General features: G+C 34.1%; 19 protein-coding genes. 1 reads left to right on the top strand and 18 read right to left on the bottom strand.

Going from position 1 to position 19,720, the window contains the following annotated elements:
- Positions 1–263: 263 nt before the first annotated feature.
- The gene (locus ABEY15_RS22225) at positions 264–458 is read right to left on the bottom strand and encodes a hypothetical protein (protein ID WP_429892184.1); all 195 of its coding nucleotides are present in this window, start codon (positions 456–458) and stop codon (positions 264–266) included.
- Positions 459–610: 152 nt separating this feature from the next.
- Between ABEY15_RS22225 and pdaB the strand changes: the two genes are divergently transcribed.
- On the top strand, positions 611–1,378 hold the full coding sequence (gene pdaB / locus ABEY15_RS22220) for a polysaccharide deacetylase family sporulation protein PdaB (RefSeq protein WP_429892183.1): 768 nt from the start codon (positions 611–613) through the stop codon (positions 1,376–1,378).
- 21 nt (positions 1,379–1,399) lie between these two features.
- Here pdaB and ABEY15_RS22215 read toward each other — a convergent pair whose 3' ends face one another.
- From ABEY15_RS22215 to ABEY15_RS22135, 17 genes are all read right to left on the bottom strand, one after another.
- Positions 1,400–1,987 carry a KinB-signaling pathway activation protein gene (locus ABEY15_RS22215; RefSeq protein WP_429892182.1) on the bottom strand — a complete coding sequence of 196 codons (588 nt, stop codon included), beginning with the start codon at positions 1,985–1,987 and terminating at the stop codon, positions 1,400–1,402.
- Positions 1,988–2,179: 192 nt separating this feature from the next.
- A complete protein-coding gene (locus ABEY15_RS22210; RefSeq protein ID WP_429892181.1) occupies positions 2,180–3,241 on the bottom strand; it encodes a P-loop NTPase in 1,062 nt (353 codons plus the stop codon).
- A 282-nt stretch (positions 3,242–3,523) separates the two neighbouring features.
- Positions 3,524–4,234 carry an N-acetylmuramoyl-L-alanine amidase CwlD gene (cwlD, locus tag ABEY15_RS22205; protein WP_429892180.1) on the bottom strand — a complete coding sequence of 237 codons (711 nt, stop codon included), beginning with the start codon at positions 4,232–4,234 and terminating at the stop codon, positions 3,524–3,526.
- Positions 4,235–4,292: 58 nt separating this feature from the next.
- Complete coding sequence (locus tag ABEY15_RS22200; protein WP_429892179.1) at positions 4,293–4,724, bottom strand: DUF2521 family protein; 432 nt, start codon at positions 4,722–4,724, stop codon at positions 4,293–4,295.
- 214 nt (positions 4,725–4,938) lie between these two features.
- A complete protein-coding gene (locus ABEY15_RS22195) occupies positions 4,939–6,207 on the bottom strand; it encodes an S-adenosylmethionine decarboxylase related protein (protein ID WP_429892178.1) in 1,269 nt (422 codons plus the stop codon).
- Positions 6,208–6,371: 164 nt separating this feature from the next.
- The gene (locus tag ABEY15_RS22190) at positions 6,372–7,709 is read right to left on the bottom strand and encodes a phage portal protein (RefSeq protein WP_429892177.1); all 1,338 of its coding nucleotides are present in this window, start codon (positions 7,707–7,709) and stop codon (positions 6,372–6,374) included.
- 223 nt (positions 7,710–7,932) lie between these two features.
- The gene (locus ABEY15_RS22185) at positions 7,933–8,865 is read right to left on the bottom strand and encodes a response regulator (protein ID WP_429892176.1); all 933 of its coding nucleotides are present in this window, start codon (positions 8,863–8,865) and stop codon (positions 7,933–7,935) included.
- Positions 8,862–10,115 (bottom strand): ATP-binding protein, encoded by a 1,254-nt coding sequence (locus tag ABEY15_RS22180; protein WP_429892186.1) that lies wholly within the window; start codon positions 10,113–10,115, stop codon positions 8,862–8,864. The genes ABEY15_RS22185 and ABEY15_RS22180 overlap by 4 nt, the downstream gene beginning before the upstream one ends.
- Before the next feature lie 330 nt (positions 10,116–10,445).
- The gene (locus ABEY15_RS22175; RefSeq protein ID WP_429892175.1) at positions 10,446–12,140 is read right to left on the bottom strand and encodes an NAD-dependent malic enzyme; all 1,695 of its coding nucleotides are present in this window, start codon (positions 12,138–12,140) and stop codon (positions 10,446–10,448) included.
- A 226-nt stretch (positions 12,141–12,366) separates the two neighbouring features.
- The gene (aspA, locus tag ABEY15_RS22170) at positions 12,367–13,803 is read right to left on the bottom strand and encodes an aspartate ammonia-lyase (RefSeq protein ID WP_429892174.1); all 1,437 of its coding nucleotides are present in this window, start codon (positions 13,801–13,803) and stop codon (positions 12,367–12,369) included.
- An 18-nt stretch (positions 13,804–13,821) separates the two neighbouring features.
- Positions 13,822–15,093, bottom strand: coding sequence for a cation:dicarboxylate symporter family transporter (locus tag ABEY15_RS22165; RefSeq protein ID WP_429892173.1), 1,272 nt, complete (start codon positions 15,091–15,093; stop codon positions 13,822–13,824).
- A gap of 384 nt (positions 15,094–15,477) precedes the next feature.
- Entirely contained in the window at positions 15,478–15,870 is a 393-nt protein-coding gene (gene rpsI, locus ABEY15_RS22160) for a 30S ribosomal protein S9 (RefSeq protein WP_056467505.1), read from the bottom strand.
- A gap of 21 nt (positions 15,871–15,891) precedes the next feature.
- Entirely contained in the window at positions 15,892–16,329 is a 438-nt protein-coding gene (rplM, locus tag ABEY15_RS22155; RefSeq protein ID WP_056467502.1) for a 50S ribosomal protein L13, read from the bottom strand.
- Between the two features lie 157 nt (positions 16,330–16,486).
- Complete coding sequence (gene truA, locus ABEY15_RS22150; protein WP_429892172.1) at positions 16,487–17,230, bottom strand: tRNA pseudouridine(38-40) synthase TruA; 744 nt, start codon at positions 17,228–17,230, stop codon at positions 16,487–16,489.
- Positions 17,231–17,242: 12 nt separating this feature from the next.
- Complete coding sequence (gene cbiQ / locus ABEY15_RS22145) at positions 17,243–18,037, bottom strand: cobalt ECF transporter T component CbiQ (protein WP_429892171.1); 795 nt, start codon at positions 18,035–18,037, stop codon at positions 17,243–17,245.
- Positions 18,034–18,900, bottom strand: coding sequence for an energy-coupling factor ABC transporter ATP-binding protein (locus tag ABEY15_RS22140; protein ID WP_429892169.1), 867 nt, complete (start codon positions 18,898–18,900; stop codon positions 18,034–18,036). The genes cbiQ and ABEY15_RS22140 overlap by 4 nt, the downstream gene beginning before the upstream one ends.
- Entirely contained in the window at positions 18,876–19,718 is an 843-nt protein-coding gene (locus tag ABEY15_RS22135; protein ID WP_429892168.1) for an energy-coupling factor ABC transporter ATP-binding protein, read from the bottom strand. Before ABEY15_RS22135 ends, ABEY15_RS22140 begins: the two co-directional genes overlap by 25 nt.
- Between the last annotated feature and the right edge of the window lie 2 nt (positions 19,719–19,720).

Here is a 19,720-nt window from a genome sequence, read left to right as displayed (position 1 = left end):
TTTCAAAGTTCACTTCATCGCTCGTAAGCGACTTTTTAATATTACCATTTTGTAATATAGCCTGTCAACATTTTTAAAATTTTTTTTTAATTTGTTGAATCAGTTTTTGTTGTCGTTGAAGACAAGAAATAATATACCACGTATTCAAATATAACGTCAACACAAAATTTGATTTTTTTTAAAATCTTTTTCATGGGATAAATGTACAAGCCTCATATAATCGCGAAAGTTAACGGCTATGATGCTTTTTACTCTCTACACCATTATTTAAGTGAATCCTCCCATAGTGGTAGTCTATTATACACCTCATATAAGATTTTCTTCTTTAGAATCATTTCATTTTTAACTCTTTCATTTAAGTTATGCGAAGATAACTCTTTCTCTAATTCATATAGAGAGCGTATTATGAGCGACTCAATCTCTAATACATGCTCCTTATTTAGAAGTATTCCAAACATAATCCCCACTCCATGGTACTTTCGTCTTTAAGAAAATACCAGTTTTATTGTTCTAATACTTAAAACATTTAATCATTTCGTTTTGAAGCATACAAGCTTACTTAATCTCATATCCTTTATATAAGAACTTGGACAAGAAAGAAGGCGATTTTATGCTTTTTTACTTTTACATCACTTCAAAAAGGAAATTAAAGCAATTTTCTTTAATTACTATTATTGCATTTTTCACAGCTTGCTTAGTTTATATACAAGCACCTAAAACATTTTCAACTTTTTCAACCAACAAGGGGCCAATGGCAATTTACAGAGGCGATGCCTCACAAAAAAATGTAGCTCTTACTTTTGATATAAGCTGGGGCGATGAAAATGTACTCAAAGTTTTGGACGTTTTACGAAATCAAAAAATTACGAATGCCACTTTTTTCTTATCTGCATCATGGGCAGAGCGACATCCAGAGATCGTTGAAACAATCGTTAAGCAAGGTCACGAGATTGGAACACTTGGGTATCGTTATAAAAGCTACACCCAGCTAACTCCAGTTGAAATGCAAAGAGATTTAAATAATTCAGCAGAAGTATTTAATCGTCTAGGTGTAAAAGACGTTAAGTTATTTAGACCACCAAATGGTGAATATAATAAAGAAGTTATAAAGCTTGCTGCACGGAACAATCTTTCTGTGATTCATTGGAGTGTTAATACTGAAGACTGGAGAAATCCTGGAACAAATAAAATTGTTAAAAGCGTAGAAAATAATACTGATCCTGGCGACATCATTTTGCTTCATGCAAGTGATTCCGCACTTCAAACGCCAAAAGCATTGCCATTAATTTGGTCCTATTTAAAAGACGAAGGATATAAAAACATAACTGTTTCTCAAATGATATCTAATACTAAAACAAATATTAAAATTGTAAAATAAAAAAGCTAAGAGATATTTCTCTTAGCTTTTTAGTATTTTGTGTAGAGTTAATAACTGATACGCATTACAAATAAATAACGGTACTAACATTAGAATTAACCACGAAAGATCATTCTGTCTTAATGCAGGAACCCATTCAACGATTGTAACGACAATCATAAAAAATAATGCTGGAATAAACGCCCCTTTGTTTGTTTCTTTCATTTTTATATAAGAAACAATCAAACTACCTACTAAAAGCACTATTGGGAATATTAAATATACAGTAAAAGCTTCTCCATGCGCATACTCTTTAAATCGAAAATACGCTAAATCAAATAAAGCTAATATGATTAATACAATTTGAACTGTATTCCATAATGACTTAAATAATCCTAACCCGAATCTATGTATTGTCAAATATGCAAAGAATCCCATCTGACTTACTGCACTGAATACTAATCCTAATATAAATAAAAATGATACTTCTACTAGAAGTTTAATAAATCTACCATCTTGAACGTAACTTAAATACTCTTTATACCCATAAAGAATACCCGTAATGATTGTTGCGATTCCACCAACTAGTAATGTTGTTAAAAATAATCGAACCAATTTCCGACTCGTCATTCGTTTCTTAATCCCCCGTTTTCACAAAGCTTCTGATTTTCTTCTTAAAATAGCGATTCATATAAAACTTTATTAACTATTTAATCAATATAAATACCCTAATAATTTAATTCATGTCTAAATATTAGCAATGGTTATCGTATAACCATTGCTAACAAAAAACAAGCATATAAATTAAAAGGGTATTGTTTATTATTTATTTAATACGATTTTTTCGACTACTTGCTTAGCAATCGACGTATAGATTTTACCAGTTGGGTGATCTTTATCGTATATTGAAGGAGCAAAGTCTTCTTCATCCCAATCAGGCTGCTGTAAAGGTAATTGTCCTAATAGAGTTGTTTGAAGCTCTTTTGCAAGCCTTTCTCCTCCACCTTTACCAAAAACATACTCTTTTTCGCCAGTTTTTTTACTTTCAAAATAACTCATATTTTCTACAACACCAATAATTTCATGATTTGTTTTTAATGCCATTACTCCCGCTCTAGCTGCAACAATTGAAGCTGTAGGATGTGGTGTCGTAACAATTATTTCTTTACAAGATGGTAACATGCTATGAACGTCTAACGCTACATCTCCAGTACCTGGTGGTAAATCTAGTAATAAATAGTCTAAATCTCCCCATTCAACTTCTGTGAAAAACTGTTGTAGCATTTTACCAAGCATTGGACCTCTCCAAATAATTGGTGAATTATCTTCTACAAAGAATCCCATTGAAATAACCTTTACTCCAAAACGATCAACTGGAATAATACGCTCACCTCTGATTACAGGTCTTGTCGTAATTCCCATCATATCCGGTACACTAAAGCCATAAATATCGGCATCAATTATACCTACTTTTTTACCTAATCTTGCTAAAGCAACTGCTAAGTTCACAGAAACAGTTGATTTTCCTACTCCACCTTTTCCACTTGCGATCGCTAAAAATTGTACTTTTTTATTATCCAATAGTGAAAGTGTTGAGTTTTCTTGGTTGTCTCCATTAAACTGACCTTTTTCTTCTTCTGTAAATTCAGTAAATCGAATTCCAACTGTATCAGCACCGTTCTGCTTCAATAACTGAACAATTTGTGTTTGAATTTGCATTTGTTCAGCTGTGCCAGTTTTCAACAATGCAATTTTAACGCTTACATGTTTCTTCTCTTCTTTTATCGAAATTTCTTTAACAGCATCTAATTCTACTAATGATTTATTTAAAAATGGCTCATTAATTGTACCTAAAAGTGATAATACTTGTTCATTGGTAAGCATATTTACACCTCGTTATCTTAATATACTAAATAGTATAACACATGTATCATAGTTAGTCTTAAGTAACATTAATTAGTTAGTAAAAATGAAAACCACCGAATAATTCGGCGGTTCCTTATCATAGACGAAGTCCAAAAAATATGATTTTCAAACTAATTGAAAACGTTTGTCTTTCGAGGCACGAAGTCTGTGCGGAGCGGAGTTACCTTAAACGGTAATGAGCACCGTAAGCAGACGAAGTTACGAAGAAAGCGAGCGTTTGCCAATAGTTTGAAACACCAATTAATTCGGCGGTTCATTTTTATCTGTATAGTATCTAATAACCCCTCTATATATAGCTGCAGCAAGTTTATCTTGGTATTCTTCATCTCTTAACTGCTGACTTTCTTCATAATTTGATAAAAAGCCAACTTCTACAAGCGCACCTGGTACTTTAGAATATTTCATCAAATAAACATGATTAATAATTTTCGCTAATCGATGGGTATTATTTAGACTTTCCCTTAACTCAGCTTGGACGTATTTTGCAAATCGCTCATTTTCAATTAATGAACCATAAAAGAATGTTTGTGCACCTTTTGAAGATGTTCTTGGTAAGGAGTTTAAATGAATTGATATGTATAGGTCTGCGTTCGATCCATTAATAATTTCTACCCTTTTCCTTAAATCAACGCTTTTTCTTCTACTATATCCTTTCATTCCTTCCTCTGCTAGATCGTAATCTCCATCTCTTGTCATAATAACCGTTGCGCCTTGACCTTGTAAATAATCCCTCAGTTTGTTTGTTATTGATAGAGCAACAACTTTTTCAATAACATCTCCACCTGAAGCACCTCCATCTGGTCCACCATGTCCAGCATCCAAAACAATCACTTTTCCATCTAGAGGTAGTCCCCTAAAATTCCAGGTCTTTGAAGTTTTTTGTAATAAAGGTATACTCAAAATCAAAAAAACAAAGGTTACAATGATAACGATTAAATGCCATCTTTTCATTTTTTCTCCCCCTGATTGTCCTATAAAAAATATATGGGACAACTAGGAAGAATATGACTTACTTTGATAAACGAAGTCTGTGTCTTCTTTCTCCTTTTACATATCCATCTAACCACCAATTATTTAAAAAAGTTTTACATCGGTCAAATGGTTCTGTTTGAATATCGTCCTTACGACCAAATACAGAAGAATAAAATAAATAAGCTAACCATTCAGATTCTTTAGCTGATCTTCTTATAACATTCTCGATTGGTTCACCATAAAAACCAAATCGGCTATATCTTGCACCCAATAAGTAAGTTTCTACCGCTAACTCTAAACAATAATCTTCTCTTGCTTTTCTTTGGTTAATGTCCGCGTCTATACAGTAGGAAAATGAATCCTTTAATTGGGCTTTTAATTGCATTATTTTTAGTTCTTTTAATAAGCTCTTTTCAAATGTAATTTGCTTTGCTCTTCTTTTTTCTCGGAAATTTGTTATAAGATTCATGATGAAACCTCCCCGTAGCCATAGTCTAAGACGAAAAGGGGTGCTTCATTCAAAAACTACATACTTAATTTCTTCCATAAAAAAATAGTAATTTTCATAAAAAACACAGATTTTATATAATAGAAAATTTTCAAGACTTAAAAGGTCTACTCGTAGTTAAATACAACAAAAAAAGAGGGGTTTTTGAAAAAACTTCCTACCCTCTTTCATGTTTTTAATTATCGAATGATTTCATTCTGTGTAAAAGTAATCCATCACTTTTTTCATTTTCTCCATATACAAACTGAGGCATATGATATTTTAAATACTGTCCATATTTACTATTTGTATTTAATACTAATTCATCTACAAAGTAGGCACCTTTTACTACAGTATCCAAAAATAAACTTGCAACTCCTGCATAAACTCCGCAAGCGACTTGAAGATAGGTTGCATTTGTACCGTAATTAGCGAATGAATCTTTATTGTTCATAACATTATAGATATAGCGCTCTTTATCTTCGTACACAAGTAAAACTCCAACTACGTCCTCTCCTACTAATGGAGCTGTTGAAGGATCTAGAAGCTTTTTATCAAAACCCAATATTTCGTCAGTATTTTTTAAATTATTTCTAATTAGATTGGTTGTATGCTCATTAACACGATACACAAAACCACTTTCTAAGTTGAACAATTTGCCAATAATAAATACTTCTTCATGTGGCATAAGACAACCATAAAAGACTTTTTCCCCCAATGTTACTTTAAATTCAACAGAATAAACATTATCATACAAGAAGATTGGAATATTTTGTTTAACAAACATAGGAAAGCTTGTGACTGCCTCTTCTAGGAAGCAATCTGGGGACCAAGTGGTGTAAATTGTTTCTTTTTGAGCTATAGAAGGGTTTTCATAAAAAGAATTATCATGTTCAACAATGTAACATGCAAGAGGTTTTTCGGAAGGGAATTGGTTCATTAAATCGATTGCCATCCATTGCACAATACCAGGATTCATCCCTGAACCAATAATTGCTGTAGTATTTTTAAACTTTCGTTTATTTTCCTCGAAGATACGTAAACGTTCTTTAAGTGGGAACCCGGAACTAATACTTTCATCTTCATCTACTATTTCACTTTCTAAAGCTGTGTTGACATATTTCACACCAAACTCATTACAACAGCGCAACATTTCAACAGAATCCGCTCTAGAAACATCAACTACAATAACTGTATTACTCTCTATGAGATGTTTTTTCATTAAATCAATATTATTAACATTCATTTCATGAAACGTAACGTTTTCAATTAGGTTAGGAATAATCCTTTCAAAATAAGTTAAATCTTTTTGTTTCAAATCAATTAAATGAAACCTGGCATTTTTCATTATCTGATGAATCGGATCATTTTGATCCTTTGCCGCTTTATTAAATATAGAAAGTACTGCCTTTGCCACTCCGCCAGAACTACCTAATAGGGTAATAATCGCATCTTTTTCAAACATATAAACAACTCCATAAATTGGTTTAATTTTAGCTATTACTTTACTATATGAACCAATGGAAAAAGTGTTCGGACAAGTATCCTGTCTATCTAACCTATGTTAACTTTCTAATTGAAAAAAAAAAAGCCTAACTAAAAATTAGTTAAAAGCTCTATTTTATCTAATTAATTACTTTTGTCGTCAGATTCTAGTTTTTCTAAAAGTTTCTTTTGTTGTTCCTTACAAAATTCTTTAAATTCTTTGCATTCTTCTTTGCATTCTTCTAAACACTCTTGTCTGCGTCTTTCAATTTCTTCTTCGCGTTTCTTTTCTCTTTCAACACGTAATTCAAATTCTCGATCTCTTTCTTTTTGGTCGATTGGTTCAGTATCTGTTTTTAGAAGTGGAATATTTCCTCTCTCGATTGGGCCTATTCCCATTAACGAACGCCATTCATTAGGAGTTAAGGAAGCTCGTTCTACCATAACTGAAAATGCTAACTTAGTTGTGATCGATGCAAATTCTAAGTTAGATGCTTCAAAAACGATACGATTACCATTTTTTCGTTCCGCTGGGGTGAAGAATTTACGTGTAAATTCATTATTTAACTGAATGACTAGTGGATTAATTACGGCCTCATTATACGTATTCCAATCATTTTCATTAAATGTACTTTGAACTATACTTTCATTTGTATTAAAAAAACTATAGATACGTTTTATAGTACCACTCGTTCGCTCTGCCTCTGGAGTATAATCATTTGGTGATACTTGCTCTAAATCATACGTAGGCTCTGAAAAACCTGCTTTTACACCATCACCTGTAAATTTCATATAATTAATTACAAATTCATTCGTATTATTAATCATATCTTCTTGATCTAGTACTTCCTTAAAGTTCAATAACCAATTTATAAAGCGATTGTTATTCACATTTTCGACGATACTATCATCTACAGAATCAATCACTTCTAATAACGGAAGTAAAGGATCATATGGTGGCGTACCAAATAGATCATTACTATTAAAATCTTGTCTTAAATGAATGATATCGCTATAAGGTAAAATTAGTACATTTTTGGTTTTGAATGTGAATTTTAAAAAGATCAAACCTTGATTATTTTCGAGTACTTCAACTTTCGTACAAGGAATAGGAAAAATAGCGGTAGGATAACCAAAATCATTTCGCTTTATAAATGCAAACGCATTACTGTTTAGGTCAAGCTGAGTTACCATTTTCTCTAAAAGTAATTGCCTAGACATAAATGGATTTGGTTCTTGAAGAACATTATAAATCCACGGATCAGGGTTAATTTTGCACTCTCTATTATTTTCTCTAACATGCGTTACTTTCAGTTTTCCAATTGCCTTGGCTTTAGGTCTAATACACGCCCGGATCACGTCATTCTTAAATAATCTATCGCCCAATGTTAGTTGGCCGTCCCCTTCATCATTTAATAATTCAAAAGAACTAGTACTTGATTGAAAATTCATTCTGCCCATTATCCAGTCGATCAAGCCCAACGTACATCACCCCTAACGTAGATGGCCATAGGTATAATATATTAAGGTATATTATTTTATTCTTTTAAAACTCTTCTATGCTACAATTTGAGAATGAATTATTAGAATTTTTTAATTTTTCGTCATTTTAAAATATGATTATACTATTTAGTTTATTCCAGAAAGTAATCACATACAAAAAGACCCTCAGCAAAAGTGCTTGAGGGCCAAATAAAATTTATTTTTAATACCTTTCAACTAAAAGCTGTTTCGATTCAAAGTATAAAACTTGTATAAATTTCTTTGCATTAATGCGAGTATGAGTTGATGAAGTCAAGGACGCTTGCTTCAATTCACTCATTCTTTGACGAACTGTTTCAAAATCAAAAAACTTTGAAGCATAATTTTCAAATTTAGGGTTCGCAAAATCTGTCAGTCCTATTGATGCCATATGGTTTAATGATTGATAAATTGCCCTACGAACTCGTTGTTCGGATGATTTCCTTTCCCGCTCAACATCTTCTTGAGAATTTACAATCCCTAGCTTTTTCAAACTGATGTGCGTGTAAATATCCTTTAATGTAGGAAATCCTGCCTCTAAACCAAAATTCGCTTCATGTTCATATAGGTAATTGAGCATATCAAGCAAGTCTTTGCTCCCATTTTCTCCAGCTATGCCAAGTTCTGATAATAGAACCTGTCCCCAATCCGTTATTTTCTTTTTATCAGACACTGGATTATGTTGAATGATTGAATTTACATCAAAAACATTACTTAATGACTTTTGAATATCAAGAATGGATCGCTCTAGTCGAATTCGCTCCAAGACCTTTCTAACGACCGAAATCACTTCAATTTTGTTCAATGGCTTAGTAATGTAATATTCAATACCGAGAGAATAAGCTTCTCCAATTAATTCTTTAGACTCCACTTGAGAAATCATAATAATTTTTCCTTTGAATGAAGATCCCATTCTCCGTATTGTTTCTATACCGTCTTGAAGAGGCATTAATAAATCGATAAATAATATATCAACATGATTTATTTCAAGTGTATTTGCATCTAAAAAAAAGCCGTCTTCCGCCTCACCAACAACTTCACCTAACTCTTCATCTTCTATGATTTGTGATAACATCGATCGAAAGACTTCATCATCATCTGTGATATAAAAATTCATAAATTCATCCTTTCTAAGACAAGAGCTCCGATTGGTAGTCGGATCGTAAAAATACATTCACTCTCTTTTTGATTGAGAATAACTTCTCCTCCCAGTTCTTCTGCCATTTCTTTGATATAAGATAAACCGATTCCTGTAGATGGAGTTCCATCATCGCTATATTTAGAAGTAAACCCAGGTTTAAAAATAAGCTTCATATATTTTGAAGGAACTCCAGGTCCATTATCAATAACCTTACATTCAATCCAATCTTCAACTCTTTCTATTGATAAGAGAATCGTCCCTTTATGTTCTATAGCTTCAACTGCGTTCGCAACTAAATTATTAATAAACGATAGCATTAGATAGATATGATAGTGCGGATGTTGTCCCTTTATTTGAGAAATAAACTCAATTTTCTTCCCTAGCATTCCTGCATATTTTTGATTAATTCGGATAACCATTGTCACTAAATCATTTACACTCATATATTCAGGCAAACTTTCACTTGTAATTAGTTTAGAAAGTCCAGCAAAAATTCTTTGGTTATCCTTTTTTATTTCATGTACCTCTCCTGCAATTCTTAAAGATTTGCTCCCCCATTTTTCAATTGGAACTCCTAAATCCTGTTTGTACTTACTCATGTCTCGATATAAATTGTAGGATTCTTTTGTTATTGTTTCGGCATTTTGTAATGTCTTTTTCAAATAAACAGACTCTACATACAAATTGGATAAATGCATAAGCATATTTTCATTTTCTTTACGAGTTTGTGATTCCTTCAGTTTTAGCTCGTAAAGTTTCATCATATTGATAAACGCTAATACAAAGAAGCTTCTAAACACCGCAATAATAATAATTTTATTTAACTCTTCGACTGTAAGTGAAGAACCCATTCCATATAGCTGAAGTATTAATTCGATTAAACTAGAAGTGATTTCAATAGTAATACCGAAGACTCCTATTAGTAAAGGATGCTGAAACCGATTCACCTTCAGTAAATAAAATAAAACGGAATATGAAAAATAATATAAGAAAGTAGGAAATCTAACCGAAAAAGATGAAGCAAGATTAAAATCGGTCAATACTAACCAATCTAGCCCAACACGGAATACAAAGACAGATATGCCTATTAATAGTCCTATTAAAACAGAATGATAATTCCTAAAATACAATAAAGAAAAGAAAAAAATTGGGGTTCCAAAACTAACTCGAAATATATTATCAAATGGATGAAAGTTCAGTTCACCCGCTATTGGAACTATAACCATAAGTGCAATAACAATCCAGAAATCTTTACCTTGCAGTCCTTTAGATTTCAAATCCGCCACTTCCTGATTTTTGCTACTAGTATATCGCCTTGTTGTTATTAACACAATGATCCTCCATACTACTAAATTTCATAAGAAAATACAGCTTGATAATACAAGCTGTATTTATGTGTATAGACAAAGTCCTAGTTATTTGATTTTTAGACTGATTGCAAGCGTTTATCTTTCGAGGCGTGAAGCCTGATGAGGAGCGGAGTTACCTTAGACTGTAATGAGCACCGCAGGTAGGCAAAGCAACGAAGAAAGCGAGCGTTTTCGGGCAGTCTAAAATTATATAGTGACCAATTCTTTTATAGCTTTAATCGGACGATATGCAGGCTCCCACATTGCGTTTCGTACTGCTTGCTCAATATCGTCGTGTACAACTCGAGCTACTCCATCAGCAACTGCTGCTTTTGCTACTTCAATCGCAACTACTTCAGAAATAGTACGTAGATTCTCGATTTGAGGAAGTAAAGGTGCACCTAATTTACTTACATCGATCATTTCCGCTACAGCTTCTGCAGCCGCTGCAAACATTCCATCAGTAATAATACTAGCGCGTGAAACATTTGTTCCAAGTCCTAAGCCTGGGAAAATAAGCGCGTTATTTGATTGACCTATTACATAAACCGTTTTGTTATATGTTACTGGAGCAAATGGACTTCCAGTTGCTACTAATGCTCTTCCTTCAGTCCACTTGATTAAATCAGAAGGTTTTGCTTCTGCAAGTGGTGTAGGATTGGACATCGGTAAAATTACAGGTCTTTCAACATGTGCTGCCATATCTTTTACAATCTCTTCTGTGAAAGCACCGGCAACAGTTGAAGTACCAATTAAAATCGTCGGATGAACTTGGCTTACAACTTCTGCTAGGCTTGCACCTGAGTTATTTTCCTCAATTTGGCGTGCATACGGTTGTTGGAAGTCGAACAACCCTTCCATATCCTCTGCAAGCAATCCATTTCGGTCAATACACCAGAATCTGCGGTTTGCTAATTCGAATGAAAGGCCTTCACGTACCATTGCGTCACGTACTTGATCTGCGATTCCAATACCAGCCGCTCCTGCACCGAATACAACTACACGATGTTCACTTAGTGGAATACCAGATGCATTCACTGCTGCTAGCACAGCTGCAAGTGATACAGCTCCTGTGCCTTGAATATCATCATTGAACGTACAAACTTGGTGACGATACTTATCTAATATGCTACGTGCATTTTTAGAGCTAAAATCCTCCCAATGAAGTAATGCATTTGGGAATTTTTCTACAGCAGTTGTTACAAACTTATCAATGAACGCATCATATCGACTATCGCGAACGCGAGGATGACGGTTTCCAACATAAAATGGATTATCTAGTAGCTCTTCGCGATCAGTACCAACATCTAAAACGACTGGCAATACTCTTGCTGGATCAATACCTGCCGCAGCTGTATATACCGCTAATTTACCAATTGCGATATTAATACCTCCAACTCCCCAGTCACCAATTCCTAATATTCCTTCACCGTCAGTAATAACGATTAAATCAATTTCATCTGCATTTGCGCCATAATTATCAAATGCTTGTTCAATACCATCCTCTTCATTAATCGATAAATACAAACCACGAGGTCTTCTATATTCATTACTATAACGTTGAATTGCTAAACCAACTGTTGGTGTATAAACAACCGGAAGCATTTCAGGTAAGTGATCAGTTAGCACTCGATAAAATAATGTTTCATTACGATCATGTAAAGCTGATAATGCAACATTTTTATGCAAATCAGTTGGTTGTGACGAGAATTGCGCGTAAGCTCGTTTAGCTTGCTCCTCCAGCGTCAATACAGCTGGCGGTAATAATCCTGTTAAACCTAATTCTTTTCGTTCCTCTTGAGTAAATGCAACTCCTTTATTAAGCATTGGCACACCTAATAATTCGGCACCTCGCAAGGTAGTCTCCACTTCTCCATTCGAACCTACCTTGAATTTATGCATATAATCCCATCCCTTTTCTATCTTTTTTATTTTTATCTTTTTTAGTTAAGCAAAAAAGGGCTTTTCGCCCTTACTTTGTAATTATTAATTTTCAGTCTGATTGAAAACGAATTATCTTTCAATGCGCAAGGCCAGAAGCGGTGCTAAATTTACATACATGGCGGTATAAGCACCGCAAACAGGCTAAGCACAGAGAAAGTGAGCGTTTATCAGCAGGCTAACTGTTTTATTGACGTTCTAAAAGAACTGCACCAGCAATACCAGGGTGAGTCATTTCAAATGGATCTAAAATTAAATCAAGCTCTTCTTCTGATAATACGTCATATTTTAAGCAAAGTTCACGAATTGGCTTTCCTGTTAAAATTGCTTCTCTTGCTATTCTCGCAGCAACTTCATAACCGATATGTGGATTAACAGCTGTGATTAGACCAACGCTCTTTTCTACATATTCTTTCATTCTGTCTTCATTAGCTTCAATTCCTTTTAAACAATTATCTGTAAATACACGGAATGCATTATTCATGATGTTAATTGATTGAAGTAAATTAAATACTAAAACAGGCTCCATAACGTTTAATTCTAATTGTCCTGCTTCAGACGCTAAACAGATTGTATGATCATTACCGATTACTTGGAATGCAACTTGGTTAATAACTTCTGCCATTACAGGATTTACTTTACCTGGCATAATAGATGAACCAGGTTGACGTGCTGGTAATGAAATTTCACCAAGACCTGCGCGTGGGCCAGAAGCCATTAAACGTAAATCATTCGCAATTTTAGACATATTCATCATACATACTTTTAGAGCAGCCGATACTTCTGTGTAAGCATCAGTGTTTTGAGTAGCATCAACAAGATGCTCAGCTCCAACAAGTGATAAGCCGCTTATTTCAGCAAGTTGCTTAACAACTAGTTCAATATAGCGTGGATCTGCATTTAAACCTGTTCCAACCGCTGTAGCCCCCATATTTACTTCATATAAGTGCTGACGAGATTGTTCGATTCGTTTTATATCACGACCAAGTACTCGAGAATATGCTTCGAATTCTTGTCCTAAACGAATCGGCACTGCATCTTGTAAGTGAGTACGGCCCATTTTAATTACATGGTCAAATTCTTTTGCCTTTAACTCAAATACATCACGCATATAATTCACTGTGTTTAATAATTTATCTAACATATTTAAAGTCGCGATATGAATTGCAGTTGGGAATGCATCATTTGTAGACTGCGACATATTTACATGGCTATTTGGACTAATGCAGAAATAGTCACCTTTTTCTTTTCCTAGTATTTCAAGCGCACGATTTGCAATAACTTCATTTGCATTCATATTCATTGATGTACCCGCGCCACCTTGAATCGGATCAACAATGAACTGATCATGCCATTTGCCCTCAATAATTTCTTGAGCTGCCTCTGCAATCGCTTTACCATTTCCCTCATAAAGACGTTTTGTTTCTACGTTAGCAAGTGCTGCTGCCTTCTTTACAATTGCTAAAGCTTTAATTAGCTCTTCGTGAATTTTATAACCAGTAATAGGAAAATTCTCAACTGCGCGTAACGTTTGGACACCATAGTAGGCATCTGCTGGAATTTCTTTTTCCCCTAAAAAATCTTTTTCAATGCGTATGTTTGGTTTAATTTCAGTAGCCGCCATTTGTTTTTTCTCCCATCTTTACGCAACTTTTGATTCCTTAATAGAATCAATATATTGTTGCGCTTTATCTTTATCGTATTCGCCTTCCCATTTCGCCATCGTAATGGCTGCTAACGAGTTTCCTAATACATTTACTGCAGAACGAACCATATCTAAAATACGATCAATACCTGCAATTAATGCGATACCTTCTAAAGGTAATCCCATCGAACCTAGTGTAGCCAGTACTACTACGAACGATGCACCAGGGACACCAGCCATACCTTTTGATGTAAGCATTAGTACAAATAATAATGTGATCTGTTCCATAAATGACATGTGAATATTGTACATCTGAGCAACAAATAATGCAGCAAGAGCTTGGTAAATCGCTGAACCCGTTAAGTTAAACGAGTACCCTGTCGGTATAACAAAAGATACTATTGCTTTTGGACAACCCATGTCTTCCATTTTTTTCATAATGTTTGGAAGTACTGCTTCCGAACTTGCTGTTGTAAAAGAAAGAATCAGCTCTTCCTTTAAAATCTTCATAAGTGTAAAAATATTCGTCCCTGTCATTTTAGCATTAATACCTAAAATAACAATAGCAAAAAATGCCACAGTTATATAAACAGCTAAAACAAGTTTACCAAGTGGTAATAAAGTACTTACACCAAACTTTGCAACTGTTACAGCAATTAATGCGAAAACCCCAAACGGAGCGGTTTTCATAACTTGATTCGTAACCCAAAACATCGCTTCTAATACACCTTCAAAAAATCCAAGAACAGGCTTTCCTTTATCCCCTATCGCTGCTACTCCTAAACCAAATAGAACAGAGAAGAAAATAATCGGCAATAGATCACCTTGTGCCATTGATTCAAACACATTTTTCGGGAAAATGTGAACAATTGTCTCTGCAAAACCACTTTGTTGTGTTGCAGTTGCTGTTTGTTCATACGCTGAAATATCACCTTTTTGCAGATGAGTCATATCTACGCCTTTACCTGGGTGGAATAAATTCGCTGCAAGCATTCCAATTCCAAGCGCAATCGTCGTAATGATTTCAAAATAAAGAAGTGTTTTTCCTCCAAGTTTTCCTAGCTTCTTTATATCCCCTACACCTGCTACAGCTACTACAAGAGCTGAAATGACAATTGGCATAACAATCATTTTAATTAAATGAATAAAGATATCACCAATCGGTTGAATATAAGATATTGCTTTATCATTTCCGTATACTAAAGCTCCTACAACAATACCTAATATAAGAGCAACAAAGATTTGCGTAGCTAATCCAAATTTCTTCATATAAATCCCCCTTGTTAACGCTTTCAAACATATAAATGAAATACATAACTAATTCTATATGCAAACCTACAAAACAATACAAAAACCTACAAACACTTTTAAAATAATTATAAAAAGTTTCAAAAACACTAAATGGTGGAACGAATTGAACAAAGAGGAGACCTAAGAAAAATTAATGTATGTAAAAAAGCTGCTACTTTCTGAAATAACTAAAGACAGACAAAAATTAAAAAGTCCGTCCATAATCAAAGGAAAGATAGGGAAAAGGAAGAATAGTAAGGAGGAATTGAAAATAGCGGAATTTACGCATGATGAACTAATCCCACAAAATAAAAAAACTCCTGTCCACAAAGTGGAGAGGAGTTTTGAACGTATAAATAAAAATTAACGTTTTGAGAACTGAGGAGCTCTACGTGCACCTTTAAGACCGTATTTTTTACGCTCTTTCATACGTGCATCACGAGTTAATAATCCAGCGCGTTTTAAAGTTCCGCGGTATTCAGGATCAACTTGTAATAATGCTCTTGAGATACCGTGACGAATTGCACCAGCTTGACCAGTGTATCCACCACCGTTAACGTTTACTAAAATATCATAGCTACCTAATGTTTCAGTTGCAACAAGTGGTTGTTTAACAACTTCTCTTAATGCAGCGAATGGGATGTAATCTTCAAAATCACGACCGTTAATGATAACGCGTCCTTCGCCAGGAACTAAACGTACGCGAGCTACTGAGCTTTTACGACGTCCTGTGCCATAGTATTGTACTTGTGCCATGTGAATGCCCTCCTTTTATAATTATCCGCGAAGTTCGTAAACTTCTGGTTTTTGTGCTTGGTGTGGATGCTCATTACCAGCATACACGTGTAACTTTTTAATTTGAGCACGTCCAAGACGTCCTTTTGGAAGCATACCTTTAACAGCTAACTCAAGCATTTTAACTGGGTAGTTAGTACGCATTTCTAAAGCTGTACGCTCTTTTAAACCACCAGCATACATTGTATGACGGTAGTAAATTTTATTATTTAATTTGTTTCCTGTTAATTCAACTTTCTCAGCATTGATGATGATTACGTTATCACCTGTATCAACGTGTGGTGTGAAAGTTGGTTTGTGCTTACCGCGAAGTAAAGTAGCTACTTCAGTTGCAAGACGACCTAAAGTTTTTCCTTCAGCGTCTACAACGAACCACTTACGTTCAACTTCGCTAGCTTTTGCCATATAAGTTGTGCGCATTCTATTTTCCTCCTAATACAATATACATAAAGTAAAATTGTTTTTATTGTTTATCTTTAACACGACTGGTTCCGGGGCTAATCGTGGTTCTTAAAACAATACCGTATTTAATATTAAACTTTATACCTTCTAATGTCAAGCAAATGTTACACCAGGATTAGTTGTTATAATCAACTTTCCATAAAAACAGCCCATTAGGCGGTGAAGTCTTGCCAGCCTTGGCTCGATCACATGCTAATAATGCGTTTTTAACACTTTTTACATCACGCTTTCCTTGCCCTACTTCAATTAATGTTCCAACAATTATTCTTACCATATTATAAAGAAAACCATTTCCTTCAAGAGCGATGACAATCCCCTGATCTGTTTTATTAATACTTCCTTTATAAATCGTTCGTACTTTGTCCTTAATATCCGTATTTGATGCACAAAAGGAACTAAAATCATGTGTACCTAGTAAGCAATCTAATGCTTCTTGCATTTTATCAATATTTAGTTCAAAAGGAAAAAAATAATGATGGTTTCTAGAAAAAACATTTTCGTCTTTTTCATTCCAAATAAAATAACGGTATTCTTTCCGAACGACGTCAAATCTAGAATGAAAATTATCATCGACAATTTCTACATATCTCACATTAATATCTTTAGGCAATTGTGCATTTAATGCTCTCTTCCATTGCTCTGGTTGAAGCGCATATTCACTATCAAAATGTATTACTTGTCCTACTGCGTGTACCCCTGTATCTGTCCTACCAGATGCATGGATTCTTATTGGATTACCTTTGTGCATTTTTGTTAGTACCTTCTCAAAATCTGTTTGGACTGTTCTCTGATTAGGTTGAACTTGGTATCCATTAAATAGTGTGCCATCATATGAAATTATACATTTAATTCGATTCATAACTTATCTCCATTACTTACGTAAAAACAATAATAGTAAAAATAATATTAGTAATACAACAAAACATGCTGTATCCCTTAAATGCCACTTCATAATACGAAACTTTGATCTTCCATCTCCGCCTTGGTAACCTCTAGCTTCCATCGCAACAGCTAAGTCTTCAGCTCGTTTAAATGAATGAATAAATAATGGAACAAGTAAAGAGACTAATGCTTTTAACCTGTCTTTTATAGGTCCTGAAGAGAAATCCACTCCTCGAGACGATTGTGCCTTCATAATCTTTTCAGTCTCTTCCATAAGCGTTGGAATAAATCGTAGTGAAATTGACATCATTAAAGCCATTTCATGCACAGGTAAGCCAAATCTTTTAAATGGGTTAAATAATGACTCAAGTCCATCGGTAATTTCGATTGGATTTGTTGTTAATGTCAGTAAAGTAGTAATTGAAACTAAAAGAAAAAATCTCAAAGATATAAAAATACCTTGAATAATACCTTCTTTATGAATTTCGACCCATCCAAAATGATAAATTAGTGGTCCCTCTTTATTTGTAAAAACATGCAATAAAAACGTGAACACTGCTAATAACCAGATTGCTCTTAATCCTTTTAAATAATAATTAAGAGGCACTCTTGATAGCAATACTGTTACAATTGAAAATAAAAATAAAATACCGTATGTTATAAAATTATTTGCTAAGAAAACGATACAAATAAAAATAAACATTGTAAGAAGTTTTGCTCTAGCATCTAGACGATGAATAAGTGAATCGATTGGAATATATTTTCCGATAATTAGACTATTCATTTTGTTTCCCCATTATAAAGATTCGCTATATAATTAGCGAGTTGTTCGATTGTTAAACTTGTAGCTTTTTCATTAATGCCTAATTTTTGATTTAGTTCTTGGTGGAATTTTAAAGAAAGTGGAATTTGTAATCCAATTTCCTCTAGTTCCTTTTCATATGAAAACACTTCTAAAGGGCTTCCCTTTAAGTACGTAGTCCCTTTCTGAAGCACATGAATCGTATCAGCATATCTCGCTGCATCTTCCATGCTATGAGTCACCAAAATGATCGTCAGGCCCTTTTCTTTATGCAATTCGTAAAACATTTCCATTAACGCCTTTTGACCACTAGGATCAAGTCCAGCAGTTGGTTCATCCAAAACTAAAACTTCTGGCTCCATTGCTAAAACACCTGCAATAGCAACCCTTCTCATTTGACCACCACTTAATTCAAATGGTGACTTCATTAAATATTCTTCACTTAAGCCTACTTTTTCAATTAGATCTTTAGCTCTTTTTTTTGCTTCATCTTCAGAAACACCAAAATTCATTGGACCAAAGCAAATATCTTTCTCTACAGTTTCTTCAAATAATTGCTGCTCAGGAAACTGAAAAACTAATCCTACTTTTTTTCTTAATGATTTTAAATTCTTGTTTTTCTTATCTGATAAAAGGGTAATATCGTCTATTTTTGCGATGCCCTCTGTTGGTTGTAAGAGGCCATTTAAATGTTGCAGAAAAGTAGATTTACCTGAGCCTGTGTGACCAATTACAGCATAATATGACCCATCTGGTATCGCAACATCTATATCATAAAGAGCACGATGCTCGAAAGGTGTCTTCGGCTGATAAGTATAGCCTACTTTTTCAAAAGTAATTTGCATAATTCGCTCACCAAGCTTTCTTGCTCTAGATGGTCTTGTCTCAAAGGTAAACCTTTTTCAATTAATAAACTAGAAAGGTTATTTGTAAAAGGAGATGCTAATCCAAGCGACTCTAAAGAAAACTCTGTTTTTAAAAGCTCTTCTGGAGTTACGCTTTGAACTAAATGACCATCATGCATAATTAAAATACGGTCTGCATGTATTGCTTCTTCTATATCATGAGTAATTGAAATAACAGTCATATTAATGTCTTTATGTAAATCACGAATTGTCTCGATAACTTCTTTTCTACCAAAAGGATCTAACATCGATGTAGCTTCATCTAATATTAATATACTTGGTTGAATTGCTAATGCTCCTGCTATTGCTACTCTTTGTTTTTGGCCACCAGAAAGAGAGTGTGGCTCATGGAGTACAAACTCGTTCATATTGACGATGTTTAAAACTTCTTCAATTCGACGATCCATTTCTTTTTTCTCAATTCCATGGTTTTCTAATCCAAATGCAATATCGTCTATTACAGTCGTACCTACAAACTGATTATCAGGATTTTGAAATACCATCGCTATTTTCTTTCGCACGTCCCAAATTGTTTTTTCTGATAAGCTAATTTCCTCATCAATCACAATATGGCCTTCTTCGGGTAATATTAATCCATTTAAAAGTTTAGCTAATGTTGACTTTCCTGAACCGTTTCGACCTACAATAGCGATCCATTCATTTTCTTTTATATTAAATGATACAGAATGAACTGCATTTGATTGTGCCTGTGGATATTTAAAAGAGATGTTATCTACTTTAATACTATCTTTTCTCATTT

The sequence above is a fragment of the Gottfriedia acidiceleris genome (assembly GCF_050457485.1).
Taxonomy (GTDB): Bacteria; Bacillota; Bacilli; order Bacillales; family Bacillaceae_G; genus Gottfriedia; species Gottfriedia acidiceleris_D.
This window is presented reverse-complemented; position numbering and strand designations above follow the sequence as displayed.